The organism is Micromonospora sp. NPDC023814 (genome assembly GCF_040639595.1).
Lineage (GTDB): Bacteria > Actinomycetota > Actinomycetes > Mycobacteriales > Micromonosporaceae > Micromonospora.
Genome location: NZ_JBFAAF010000017.1, coordinates 112,891 through 124,664, shown reverse-complemented (window position 1 = coordinate 124,664; position 11,774 = coordinate 112,891). Strand labels below are relative to the sequence as shown.

The following is an 11,774-nucleotide window of genomic DNA, read 5'->3' as shown; positions in this document are numbered from 1 at the left end:
GGCACCAGCGCCGGCCGGTCGGCGTGCAGCGCGGCGTCGAGCAGCGCCAGGCCGGCGGCCGTGTCCAGGGGGCCCGGCTGGCCGGGGCGCGGCACTCCGCGTCAGTCGTCCTCGCGCGTCGGGCAGGAGCCCTCCGGGGCGACCGGCGCGCCGAGATCGCCCAGGGACTGGTTGACCTCGGTGGTGGTGGCGAGCTGCTGGAAGTCGCCGCCGAGCACCACGTCGACCACGTCGTCGGTGCGCTTGGCGTCGTACTCGTACTCGGCTTTGCCGAGGAAGTACGCCCGCAGCAGGTGCGCCGAGCCGACGCCCTTCGGGCCGTAGCGCAGCAGCGCGATGTCGTCGAGCTGCTTCTTCTCGTCGCCGGTCTTCTTGACCTGGAACTTCCGGTTGCGGAAGTCGTCGGCGATGGCGCCGGCCAGGCCGATCCGGTCCGTGCCGTTCAGTACGTTGATCTTGACGTCCTTGGGCTCGCGCAGGGTCACGTCGGCCATCGGCCAGCCCTCCGGGCAGCCGCCGGCGAGGCCGCCGTCGCCCTGGGTGTCGCGGACCATGGCGACCACCACGAAGACCAGGGCCAGCACCGCCAGCAGGCCGACGACAACGAGTGCTCGCACTCGCGCAAAGCTCATCAGGGTGCTCCCCGGACAGAGGTGGGTGGCGGCGGCCGCCGGCGGTCGGGCCGCCCCGCCGGCCGTCGAGTACGCCGCTGAGGTTAACGGTTGTCCGGCCGTCGCGTGGAAACAGTCCGACATGCCGGCGCGCCATCCGGGAACCGGGTACTACTACCCCTATCTTCGTGTCGCCTGAGTCACATTGGGAACAACTTCGCGTGCGGGGGCGTACATCTCAGCCACGAGGGCGGTATACATGCCTCGCCCAAAGGGGGGGTAAGGTTCCGCGCTCGCTGGGGGTTCCTCCGGAGGTCTCCGTCCGTGCTGTCTTCGGGTCGGGTGACCGACACAAGTGGTGGCCGGCCAGCGGAACCGAAACAGCGTCGTCCGGCGTTACAACCGGAAGCGACAACATCGATATGGGAGAGTGAAACCGATGGCCACCGACTACGACGCCCCGCGTCGCGACGAGGTCGACCTCGGCGAGGACAGCCTGGAAGAGCTCAAGGCCCGACGCGTCGACTCACAGTCGGGCGCCGTGGACGTCGACGAGGCCGAGGTGGCCGAGAGCTTCGAGCTGCCCGGCGCCGACCTGGCCGACGAGGAACTCACGGTCAAGGTGCTTCCGATGCAGCAGGACGAGTTCCGCTGCGCCCGCTGCTTCCTCGTGCACCACCGCAGCCAGTTGGCGGTCGAGCGCAACGGCGAGCTGATCTGCCGCGAGTGCGTCTGACACGGCGCGCCTCCACCAGCGGCGGCTCCCTCGCGGGGCCGCCGCTGCCCGAGTTGCCGTGCGACGCGGCGGGGGACCTGCTTCACTCGTGACGGGTGGCCGCCACGCCGGCGACAGTCCATTCGGAGGTCGGACCCATGAGTGAGCGGAGCGAGCCCCGCGGCACGCGCGGCGCGGACCGGACCCGCGCCGAGGGCGCACGCGACGGCGACCCGGACGGGAGCCGGGGCGACGCCGTGCCCGGCGCGGACGACGAGCTGGGCGCGACCGTCGCGGCCCTGACCGCCGACGACGTCGCACCGGCCCGCCGGCGGCAACTGCTCGGCCGGCTCGTCGGGCAGGCGCGGGCGCGTGGGCTGGGCGACCTGTTCAAGCCGAAGACCGCCGTCCGGTGGATGGTCGACACCGTCGCCGAGATCGCCCCGCACGTGCCCGTGCGGGACCTGGCCACCCTGCGTCGCCACTTCGACGGACTGGACGGCGAGGCGCTGGCCGAACGGCTGGTGCGCAACGCCGCGCGGACGACGGCGGGGATCGGCGCCGCCGGCGGGGGAGTCGCCGCGGTCGAGTGGGCCGTCACCCCGACCCTGCTCTCCGCGCCGGTTCTGCTCGCCGCCGAGACGGTCGCCGTGGTGGCCGTCGAGCTCAAGCTGATCGGCGAGTTGCACGAGGTCTACGGGGTGCCGCTGGCGCCCGGCGGCACCCAGCGGGCGGTCGCGCTGGTGCAGTCCTGGGCCGGCCAGCGCGGGATCAACCCGATGATGCCCGGCGTCGGGGTGGGCGCGGTGCTCGGCACCGCCGCCCGCAAGGAGTTGCGGGACATGCTGCTCAAGCGCTTCGGCCGCAACCTGACCACGCTCGGCCCCTTCCTCACCGGGGCGGCGGTGGCGAGCTACCTCAACCGCCGGGCCACCCGGACGATGGCCGACGAGCTCCGCCGCGACCTGCGCCGCAGGAGCCCCGCCCTGCCCGGCGGCCCGCCGGCCCTGCCCGGCCCCGCCTGACGCCCGGTCAGGGCCGGGGAACGATGCGGGAGGGCCAGGCCCGGGGACCGAAGGCCGGGCCGGGGGACGGGCGCGGGACAGCCGGGCGGCGGGACGGGCGCGGGGGTGGCTCAGGAACGAGCGGCGTCGCGGGCGGCGAGGACCGCCTCGGCCAGCTCGACCGGGTGGCGGGTGCTGACCACCCAGAACGGGGTGGGGTCGGCCGGGTCGTCGAGGACCACCTGGACGGCGCCCGGGACCCACGGCCGCTGCACCACGAACGCCAGCGGGTCGGCCCCGACCCCGAGCACCTCACGCCGGCCGGCGGCGTCCAGCGGGACGACGTCGGCGACGAACCGGACGGGCAGCCGGGCGTCGTCCACCCGCAACTCGCCGTCGCGTACCGCGATCCGGATCCGGCCCAGCCAGGCCAGGCCGGCGACGGCCGCCGGCAGCAGCACCACGAACGGCAGCCAGGCACGCACGCCGGGGGCGCCCATCCACAGCTCCACGGCCAGCAGCGTGGCCGCGGCCAGCCCGCCCAGCCACAGCCACCAGGGCAGGCCGAGCCGCTCGGTGTGCTCCGGGGGCGCCGCGGCGGGCGACGCCGGGGACGGCGAGGATGGCGACAGGCTCACTCCTGCCAGGGTACGGCGCACGGCGGCCGGCGGAACCGGCAGGATGTCAGGGTCACCCCACGAACCGGACGGAAGAGGGGAACCGTGACCGACGTCGTACCCGTGCCCGTACGGCAGCTCGACCCGGAGCTGCCGCTGCCGGCGTACGCCCATCCCGGTGACGCCGGGGCCGACCTGGTGGCGGCCGCGGACGTCGAGCTGCCACCCGGCGGTCGGGCCCTGGTGCCGACCGGGGTGGCGATCGCGTTGCCCGAGGGGTATGTGGGCCTGGTCCACCCCCGATCGGGGCTCGCGGCCAGACTCGGCGTGACGGTGCTCAACGCGCCCGGTACGGTCGACGCCGGCTACCGGGGTGAGATCCTGGTCAACCTGATCAATCATGATCGGGAGGCGCCGGCGAAGATCTCCCGTGGCGATCGGATCGCCCAGCTCGTTGTCCAGCGGGTGGCGCGGGCCGATTTCCAGCCGGTGCCCGAGCTGCCCACGTCCCGGCGCGGGACCGGCGGGCACGGCTCCACCGGCGGACACGCCGGCCTGGTGCCGTTCCCGGCGGCTCTCCGGGCGTCGGACGGGCGGCGGGCGTCGGACGCGCCGGCCGGAGGGCCGGACGAGCGGGACCGGGCAGGCGGACGGACGGAAGAGGTGGCAGGGTGAGTGCGAACAGCGGAGGGTTGGCGCAGTGATCTTCTCCCGTAAGCGGGACGATGCCCGACGGAACGCCCGTGACGAGCGGACGACCGAGGTCCTCGACTCCACCGAGTCGGCCCCGGCGGCCCTGGCGCGCGGCCCCTACGACGTCTCGGAGGCGCCCGCCGGGGTGCAGCGGCTCGACCTGGGCAGCCTGCAGATTCCCGCGGTGCGCGACGTCGAGGTGCGGGTGCAGGCGGACCCGGAGGGCGTGATCCAGCAGGTCGTGCTGGTGCACGGCCAGAACGCGCTCCAGCTCGGCGTCTTCGCCGCGCCGCGCTCCGAGGGCATCTGGGACGAGGTGCGCGAGGAGATCCGCCAGTCGCTGTTCAACGACGGCGCGGCGGCCCAGGAGGTCGAGGGCGAGTACGGCACCGAGCTGCACGCCCGGGTGCGCACCCAGGACGGGATCACCGACCTGCGGTTCGTCGGCATCGACGGGCCGCGCTGGATGGTCCGCGGCGTCTACCAGGGCGAGGCGGCGACCAACCCGGCCGCCGCCGGCCCGCTCGCCGAGTGCCTCGACGGCCTGGTGGTCGACCGTGGGCAGGAGGCGAAGCCGGTGCGCGAGCCGCTGCCGCTGCGGCTGCCCCGCGACGTCGCCGACCAGGCCGGTGCCGGGGCGCCGGCCGGCGGCAACCCCGCTCCCGGGCCGCGCGAGGCCTGACCGCCCGTCACCGGCGACGCCGGGACCGGGCCCGTCGGCGTACGCTGGCGGCACGGTCCCGGCGCCGCCGGGTGCCGGGCCCGTGCCGGCAGCGCCGGCCAGCGTGGAGAGGGTGACACGGAGGTCATGTCGACCGACGAGGACCGGGGCTCGCTGCGCCGCATGCTGCGACGACTCACCGCGAGCGAGGCGGAGATCGAGGCGCAGGAGCTGCGCCGGGAGTGCGCCGAGCACGGCGGTGTGCCGGTCGGGGAGTGCCTGCGCGGGCAGGTGGTGTCGGTCGCCGGCCGGCTCCGCACGGTGGTCTACACCCCGCGGACCAACCTGCCCACGCTGGAGGCGGACCTCTACGACGGCAGCGACGTGGTGACCCTGGTGTGGCTGGGCCGGCGGCACATCGCCGGCATCGAGCCGGGCCGGCACCTGACCGCCCGTGGGCGGGTGGCGGTGCGTGACGACCGCAAGGTGATCTACAACCCGTACTACGAGCTGGAACCGCCGAAGTGACCCGGTGGGCGCGGCGGACGGAAGGCGTGCGATGACGACGGGACAGCACCGGGCGGCGCAGCCGGAGAGCGGTCCGGAGGACGAGGAGCGGCTGCCCACCCTCGCCGAGCAGATGGCCGACCAACTCGGCGGCTGGCGGGGCCTGGTCGAGTCCAGCATCCCGGTGGTCGTCTTCGTGGTGGCCAACGTCGTCGGTGAGCTGCGGCCCGCCGTGATCGCCTCGGTGGCGGTGGCGCTGGTGATCGCCGGGCTCCGGCTGGCGCAGCGGCGGCCAGTCCGGCACGCGGTCAACGGCTTGTTCGGCGTCGCCATCGGCGCCGCGATCGCCTGGCGCACCGGCGACGAACGCGACTTCTACCTCCCCGGCATCCTCTACGGCATCGGCTACGGCCTGGCCCTGCTGGTCTCGGCGGCCGTCCGGCAGCCCCTGGTGGGGTGGATCTGGTCGGTGCTGGTGGCCAAGGGGCGCTCCGAGTGGCGCGAGGACCCGCGCCTGGTGCGGACGTTCACCGGGCTGACCGTGCTCTGGGGCGTGGTCTGGCTGGCCAAGGTCGGCGTGCAGGCGGCGCTCTACCTCGCCGCCCGCCACTTCGACGACGCCGGCAACGAGGCCGCCGCGGCCAACATGGAGACGGCGCTCGGCGTCGCCCGGCTGGCGCTCGGCTACCCGCCGTACGCGTTGCTGCTGCTCATCACGGTCTGGACGGTCCGCCGGGTGACCCGGGAGCCCCGGCCCGCCCCGCTGCCCGGCTGACGGGCGCGCCCACTCGGTCCGCGCCCGCACCACCACGCGGGCACGGCGGTGCGGCGGCCGACGGCCCGGTGCGGCACGCTGGCCCGGGTGGAGGAGCCCCGCGAGCGGGCGCTCGCCGCCGCGCCGTCAGCGCTGCTCGCGGGTCCGCTCCACGCTGTCCGGCCCGAGCACCACCGCGCGGACCGCGTCCTCGACCTCGGCGGTGCAGACGAAGATCAGCTCGTCGCCGGCCTCCAGCGGGTCGTCCGGGCTGGGCACCAGCACCCGCTTGCCGCGCAGGATCGCCACCAGCGCGGAGTCGCGTGGCAGCGGCACCGCGTGCAGCGGCTGCCCGACGTACGGCGCGGTCGGCGGCAGGGTGATCTCGACGAGGTTCGCCTCGCCCTGCCGGAAGGTCATCAGCCGGACCAGGTCGCCGACGGTGACCGCCTCCTCGACCAGGGCGGCCATCACCCGCGGCTTGCTCACCGCGACGTCGACGCCCCACTGCTCGGTGAAGAGCCACTCGTTCTCGGCCCGGTTCACCCGGGCCACCACCCGGGGCACCGCGAACTCGGTCTTGGCCAGCAGCGAGACCACCAGGTTGACCTTGTCGTCCCCGGTGGCCGCGACCACCACGTCGCAGCCGGCGACGTTGGCCTCCTCCAGGCTGGTCAGCTCGCACGCGTCGGCCAGCACCCACTCGGCGGCGGGCACCCGGTCGGGCCGGAGCATCTTCGGCTGGCGCTCGATCAACATCACCTGGTGGCCGTTGTCGATCAGCTCCTGGGCGATCGAGCGGCCCACGTTGCCGGCGCCGGCGATGGCGATGCGCATGGCTCAGAGCCCTCCTTCCGGCGGCGCCGCCGCCACCGACGTGACCGTCCCGGCGATGTCGTCGGTGACCAGCATGAAGAGCTGGTCACCCTCCTGGACGACGGTGGACACGGTCGGCAGCGTGCCGATGCCGAAGCGGATCAGGTACGCCACCCGGGCCCCCGTCGCCTCCTCCAGGGCGAGCACCGACCGGCCGATCCAGTCCTTGTGCACGGGCACCTCGACGATCGACACCGTGCTCGTCGGGTCGCGGAAGATCTCCACGTTCCCCTCGGGCACCAGGTGCCGCAGCATCCGGTCGGCGGTCCACCGGACCGTGGCCACGGTGGGGATGCCGAGCCGCTCGTAGACCTGCGCCCGCCGCTGGTCGTAGATCCGGGCCGCCACCCGGGAGACGCCGAACGTCTCGCGGGCCAGCCGGGCCGAGATGATGTTGGAGTTGTCGCCGCTGGAGACCGCCGCGAAGGCGTCCGCACGCTCGATGCCGGCCTGCCGGAGCACCTCGCCGTCGAAACCGGCGCCGGTGACGGTGATCCCGGCGAACTCGGGGCCGAGCCGGCGGAAGGCGTCGGAGTCCTGGTCGATGACCGCGACCGAGTGGCCCCGGGACTCCAGGCTGTGGGCGAGGGTCGAGCCGACCCGGCCACAACCCATGATCACGACATGCACCGCGTCCCTCCTCAAGGTGCGCAACCGCCCGACCGGTGAGCGTGTCGTCTGCGAGCCTGCCACGTTCCCGGCGGGGGCGGGGACCGACGGTACTCCGCCGGTTCACCGCCCCGTGCTCGGCCACCCCGCGGCGCCAGCCCGGGTCGTCGTACTCTTGGCGGTTGTGGCCAGACCCACCTCGTTGCTGAAGCGGTTGCTCCTCGGTCGACCGTTCCGGTCCGACCGGCTCAAGCACACGCTGCTGCCCAAGCGCATCGCGCTGCCCGTCTTCGCGTCCGACGCGCTCTCCAGCGTCGCGTACGCGCCCGACGAGATCCTGCTGACCCTCTCCATCGCCGGCGCCTCGGCGTACTTCTTCTCGCCGTGGATCGCCCTGGCCGTGGTGGTGGTGATGCTCACCGTCGTGGCCAGCTACCGGCAGAACGTGCACGCCTACCCCTCCGGCGGCGGCGACTACGAGGTGGCCACGGTGAACCTCGGCCCCCGGGCGGGCGTCGCGGTGGCCAGCGCGCTGCTGGTCGACTACGTGCTCACGGTCGCCGTCTCGGTCTCCTCCGGGGTGGCCAACCTGGGCTCGGTGGTGCCGTTCGTGGCGACCCACAAGGTGCTGATCGCGGTCACCGCGGTGGTGCTGCTCACCGCGGTCAACCTGCGCGGCCTGCGGGAGTCCGGCACGGCCTTCGCGATCCCCACCTACGGCTTCATCATCGTGATGGTCGGGATGCTGCTCACCGGGCTGGTCCGGGTCTTCGTGCTCGGTGACGACCTGCGGGCACCCAGTGCCGGCCTGGAGATCCAGGCCGAGCACAGCGTCACCGGCTTCGCCCTGGTCTTCCTGCTGTTGCGCACCTTCTCCTCGGGCTGCGCGGCGCTGACCGGCGTGGAGGCGATCTCCAACGGGGTGCCGGCGTTCAAGGCGCCCAAGAGTCGCAACGCGGCCACCACGCTGCTGCTGCTCGGCACCATCTCGGTGGCCATGCTGGTCGGCATCATCTGGCTGTCCAAGCTCACCGGCCTGCAGTTCGTCGAGGACCCGGAGCTGCAGATCATCTCCGGCCCCGAGGGGTACGTGCAGAAGACCGTCACCGCCCAGCTCGGGGAGACGGTCTTCGGCTCCGGATCGGTGCTGCTCTTCGTGGTCGCCGGGGTCACCGCGCTGATCCTCTTCCTGGCCGCGAACACCGCGTTCAACGGCTTCCCGGTGCTCGGCTCGATCCTCGCCCAGGACCGCTACCTGCCCCGGCAGTTGCACACCCGCGGCGACCGGCTGGCCTTCTCCAACGGCATCGTCTTCCTGGCCGTCGCCGCGATCGTGCTGATCGTCGGCTTCCAGGCCGAGGTGACCCGGCTCATCCAGCTCTACATCGTCGGCGTGTTCGTCTCCTTCACCCTCTCCCAGGCCGGCATGATCCGGCACTGGAACCGGCACCTGCGGACCGTGCGGGACCCGCAGGCGCGCCGGCGGATGCTCCGGTCCCGGGCGATCAACGCCTTCGGCATGGCGATGACCGGCACCGTGCTGGTCATCGTGCTGGTCACGAAGTTCCTGCTCGGCGCGTGGATCGCCATCGCCGCGATGGCGATGATCTACGTGCTGATGCTGGCCATCCGCCGGCACTACGACCGGGTCGCCACGGAGCTGACCCCGCCGGACGAGGGCCGCGCCGTGCTGCCCGCCCGCAACCACGCCGTCGTGCTGGTCAGCAAGCTGCACAAGCCGACGCTGCGGGCGATCGCGTACGCCCGGGCCACCCGGCCGGACACGCTGACCGCGGTGACCGTCAACGTCGACGACAAGGACACCCGGGAACTGCAGGCGGAGTGGGAGCGGCGGGACCTGCCCGTCCCGCTGACCGTGGTCGACTCGCCGTACCGGGAGATCACCCGCCCGATCCTGGACTTCGTGGCCGGCGTCCGCCGCGAGTCGCCCCGCGACGTGGTCACGGTCTTCATCCCCGAGTACGTGGTCGGGCGCTGGTGGGAGAACCTGCTGCACAACCAGAGCGCGCTGCGCCTCAAGGGCCGGCTGCTGTTCGAGCCGGGGGTGATGGTGACCAGCGTGCCGTGGCAGCTCGCCTCGACGGCGAGCAAGGACCTGGACCGGCTGGACGCCACACTGAGCCGGGGACCCGCCCGTGGGCCCCGGGTGGCGCCGCGCGGCACCCTGCCGCCGAGCGTCCCGCCGGTCGTGTCCGCGCCGCCCGGCGAGGGCGGCCCGAGCGGTGGGGGTGAGCGGTGACCGGGGCGCGGGACGGCCGGGGGCTGGAGGAGGCCGAGCGGGTCGAGTTGACCGTCGCGGCGGTCGCCCCCGGCGGGCACTGCGTCGCGCGGGTGGACGGCCAGGTGGTCTTCGTCCGGCACGCGCTGCCCGGCGAACGGGTGGTCGCCGAGGTCACCGAGGTGCACAAGGGGTTCGTCCGGGCCGACGCGGTGACCGTGCTCGAGGCCGCCCCGGACCGGGTCGAGCCGCCCTGCCCGTACGCGAAGCCGGGTCGGTGCGGCGGCTGCGACCTGCAGCACGTCGCCCCGGCCGCCCAGCTCGGCTGGAAGGCCGCGGTGGTGCGCGAGCAGCTCACCCGCCTGGGCGGGCTGACCGAGGCCGAGGTGGACGCGCTGGGCGTCCGGGTCGTGGCGCTGCCCGGCGGGCCGCTCGGCTGGCGCTCCCGGGTCCGTTACGCCGTCGACGCCGCGGGCCGGGCCGGGCTGCTCAAGCACCGCTCGCACGAGGTGGTGCCGATCGACCGCTGCCTGATCGCCCACCCGGCGATCCAGGAGCTGCCCGTGCTGGCCCCGAGCGGAGCGCGCTGGCCGGCGGCGGACGCGGTCGAGACGGTCGCCTCCACCGGCGGGGACGTGGCGGTGACCGCCGTCGCCGAGGGGGCGCCGCGCCCGGTGCGCGGGCCGGAGCGGGTCCGGGAGGTCGCCGCCGGCCGGGAGTGGGTCCTGCCCGCGTCGTCGTTCTGGCAGGTCCATCCGGCAGCCGCCGACACCCTGGTCGACGCGGTCCTCGACCTGCTCGACCCCCGGCCGGGGGAGACCGCCTGGGACCTCTACGGCGGGGCGGGCCTCTTCGCCGCCGCGCTGGCCGGCCGGATCGGCGACGCGGGCCGGGTCACCCTGGTGGAGTCCGCCGAGCAGGGCGTCGCCGCGGCCCGGGAGAACCTGCGCGACCTGCCCCGGGTCGACATCGTGCCGGCCCGCGTGGAGGCCGCGCTCGCCCGCCGCCGGGTCACCGGCCCCGTCGACGTGGTGGTGCTGGACCCGCCGCGTTCCGGCGCGGGCACCCGGGTGGTGCGGGACGTCGTCGCCGCGGGTCCGCGCGCGGTCGCGTACGTGGCCTGCGACCCGGCCGCCTTCGCCCGGGACGTGCGCACCTTCGCCGGGGCGGGGTGGCGGCTCGCCGAGCTGCGCGGCTTCGACCTGTTCCCGATGACCCAGCACGTCGAGCTGGTCGGGCTGCTCCTCCCGCCCGACCTTGTGTTAGCAGGGGACCCTTCCTCTACCGGATCCGATAAGAAGGGGCCCTTCCTTACATGAAGATCGTCGGGCTGATGTCGGGTACCTCGTACGACGGGGTCGACGTGGCCGCCGCCGAGTTCACCGTCGACGGCGACACGCTCTGGCTGCGCCCCCTCGGGCATCGCGGCCTCGACTACGACGACGCGCTGCGCGCCGAGATCGGGGCGCTGCTGCCGCCGCAGGCCACCACGATCGAGGCGGTCTGCCGGCTGGACAACCGCCTCGGCGAGGTCTTCGCCGAGGCGGCGGCGGTCGGCGTCGAGCTGGCCGGCGGCGCGGTCGACGCCGTGGTCTCGCCCGGGCAGACGGTCTTCCACTGGGTCGACGGCGGGCGGGCCCGGGGCACCCTGCAACTGGGCACGGTGGCGCGGGTGGCCGCCCGGGTCGGCGTACCCGTGCTGAGTGACCTGCGCTCGGCGGACGTCGCCGCCGGCGGGCAGGGTGCGCCCCTGGTCCCGGCGTTCGACGCGCTGCTGCTCGACCCGGCCGACGGCGCGGCCCCGCGCGCCGCGCTCAACCTGGGCGGCATCGCCAACCTCACCGTGGTCGCGCCGGGCGCGCCGGTGCTCGGGTACGACGTCGGGCCCGCCAACGCGCTGCTCGACGCGGCGGCCCGGCGCCTCCTGGGCCGGCCCTGCGACCTCGACGGCGCCCGGGCGGCGGCCGGCCGGGTGCACCCCGGCCTGCTCGACGCGCTGCTCGCCGAGCCGTACTACGCGGCACCGCCGCCCAAGTCGACCGGCAAGGAGCTGTTCCACGCCAGCTACCTGGACGCGCGGCTGGCCGCTCTCGGCGAGTCGGTGCCCGCCGACGACGTGCTGGCCACCCTGACCGAGCTGACCGCCCGGGTGGTGGCCGCCGAGTGCGACCGGCACGGCGTCACGGAGGTGGTGGCGGCCGGCGGCGGGGTGCGCAATTCCACCCTGACCGCCCGGCTGGCCGCGCTCGGGGCCGGCCGGTGGCGGCTGCGCACCACCGACGAGTTGGGCGTCCCGGTGCAGGCCAAGGAGGCGTACGCCTTCGCGCTGCTGGGCTGGCTCTCCTGGCACGGGCTGCCCGGCGCGCTGCCCTCGGTGACCGGCGCCACCCGGGCAGCCGTGCTTGGCTCCTGGACCCCGTCCGGGCCGGCGGGCCGGCACGCGCCGGCCGCCGCCGCGCCCCGCCGGCTGCGGATCCGCCCCTGACGA

13 protein-coding genes are annotated in these 11,774 nt (G+C 74.7%); 9 read left to right on the top strand and 4 right to left on the bottom strand.

The window, feature by feature from the left end; genetic code table 11:
* Positions 1-101: 101 nt before the first annotated feature.
* Positions 102-617, bottom strand: a complete 516-nt coding sequence (locus AB0G14_RS12530) for a LytR C-terminal domain-containing protein (RefSeq protein WP_357696588.1) — start codon at positions 615-617, stop codon at positions 102-104.
* 433 nt (positions 618-1,050) lie between these two features.
* On the opposite strand from AB0G14_RS12530, the gene AB0G14_RS12525 reads away from it, so the two are divergent.
* Together AB0G14_RS12525 and AB0G14_RS12520 are read left to right on the top strand one after the other, a co-directional pair.
* Entirely contained in the window at positions 1,051-1,347 is a 297-nt protein-coding gene (locus AB0G14_RS12525; RefSeq protein ID WP_007075406.1) for a DUF4193 domain-containing protein, read from the top strand.
* 137 nt (positions 1,348-1,484) lie between these two features.
* Positions 1,485-2,351 carry a hypothetical protein gene (locus AB0G14_RS12520; protein ID WP_357696574.1) on the top strand — a complete coding sequence of 289 codons (867 nt, stop codon included), beginning with the start codon at positions 1,485-1,487 and terminating at the stop codon, positions 2,349-2,351.
* A 110-nt stretch (positions 2,352-2,461) separates the two neighbouring features.
* Here AB0G14_RS12520 and AB0G14_RS12515 read toward each other — a convergent pair whose 3' ends face one another.
* Positions 2,462-2,962 (bottom strand): DUF3093 domain-containing protein, encoded by a 501-nt coding sequence (locus AB0G14_RS12515; protein ID WP_357696586.1) that lies wholly within the window; start codon positions 2,960-2,962, stop codon positions 2,462-2,464.
* Positions 2,963-3,052: 90 nt separating this feature from the next.
* Here AB0G14_RS12515 and dut point away from each other — a divergent pair, with 90 nt between their 5' ends.
* From dut to AB0G14_RS12495, 4 genes are all read left to right on the top strand, one after another.
* Positions 3,053-3,622 carry a dUTP diphosphatase gene (gene dut, locus AB0G14_RS12510; RefSeq protein ID WP_357696572.1) on the top strand — a complete coding sequence of 190 codons (570 nt, stop codon included), beginning with the start codon at positions 3,053-3,055 and terminating at the stop codon, positions 3,620-3,622.
* A 25-nt stretch (positions 3,623-3,647) separates the two neighbouring features.
* Entirely contained in the window at positions 3,648-4,322 is a 675-nt protein-coding gene (locus AB0G14_RS12505) for a DUF3710 domain-containing protein (protein ID WP_350710991.1), read from the top strand.
* Positions 4,323-4,448: 126 nt separating this feature from the next.
* Entirely contained in the window at positions 4,449-4,829 is a 381-nt protein-coding gene (locus AB0G14_RS12500; RefSeq protein WP_350710993.1) for an OB-fold nucleic acid binding domain-containing protein, read from the top strand.
* Between the two features lie 31 nt (positions 4,830-4,860).
* Positions 4,861-5,583: a DUF3159 domain-containing protein gene (locus AB0G14_RS12495; protein WP_357696569.1), complete on the top strand. Its 723-nt coding sequence runs from the start codon at positions 4,861-4,863 to the stop codon at positions 5,581-5,583.
* A 126-nt stretch (positions 5,584-5,709) separates the two neighbouring features.
* Here AB0G14_RS12495 and AB0G14_RS12490 read toward each other — a convergent pair whose 3' ends face one another.
* Together AB0G14_RS12490 and AB0G14_RS12485 are read right to left on the bottom strand one after the other, a co-directional pair.
* Entirely contained in the window at positions 5,710-6,399 is a 690-nt protein-coding gene (locus AB0G14_RS12490; RefSeq protein ID WP_350681297.1) for a TrkA family potassium uptake protein, read from the bottom strand.
* Between the two features lie 3 nt (positions 6,400-6,402).
* Positions 6,403-7,068, bottom strand: a complete 666-nt coding sequence (locus AB0G14_RS12485) for a TrkA family potassium uptake protein (RefSeq protein ID WP_350710997.1) — start codon at positions 7,066-7,068, stop codon at positions 6,403-6,405.
* A 163-nt stretch (positions 7,069-7,231) separates the two neighbouring features.
* Here AB0G14_RS12485 and AB0G14_RS12480 point away from each other — a divergent pair, with 163 nt between their 5' ends.
* From AB0G14_RS12480 to AB0G14_RS12470, 3 genes are read left to right on the top strand one after another with little or no spacing between them, the layout of a single operon-like run.
* On the top strand, positions 7,232-9,307 hold the full coding sequence (locus AB0G14_RS12480) for an APC family permease (RefSeq protein ID WP_357696566.1): 2,076 nt from the start codon (positions 7,232-7,234) through the stop codon (positions 9,305-9,307).
* A complete protein-coding gene (locus AB0G14_RS12475) occupies positions 9,304-10,605 on the top strand; it encodes a TRAM domain-containing protein (protein WP_357696564.1) in 1,302 nt (433 codons plus the stop codon). Before AB0G14_RS12480 ends, AB0G14_RS12475 begins: the two co-directional genes overlap by 4 nt.
* Positions 10,602-11,771: an anhydro-N-acetylmuramic acid kinase gene (locus AB0G14_RS12470; protein WP_357696562.1), complete on the top strand. Its 1,170-nt coding sequence runs from the start codon at positions 10,602-10,604 to the stop codon at positions 11,769-11,771. Before AB0G14_RS12475 ends, AB0G14_RS12470 begins: the two co-directional genes overlap by 4 nt.
* The last annotated feature ends 3 nt before the right edge of the window (positions 11,772-11,774 follow it).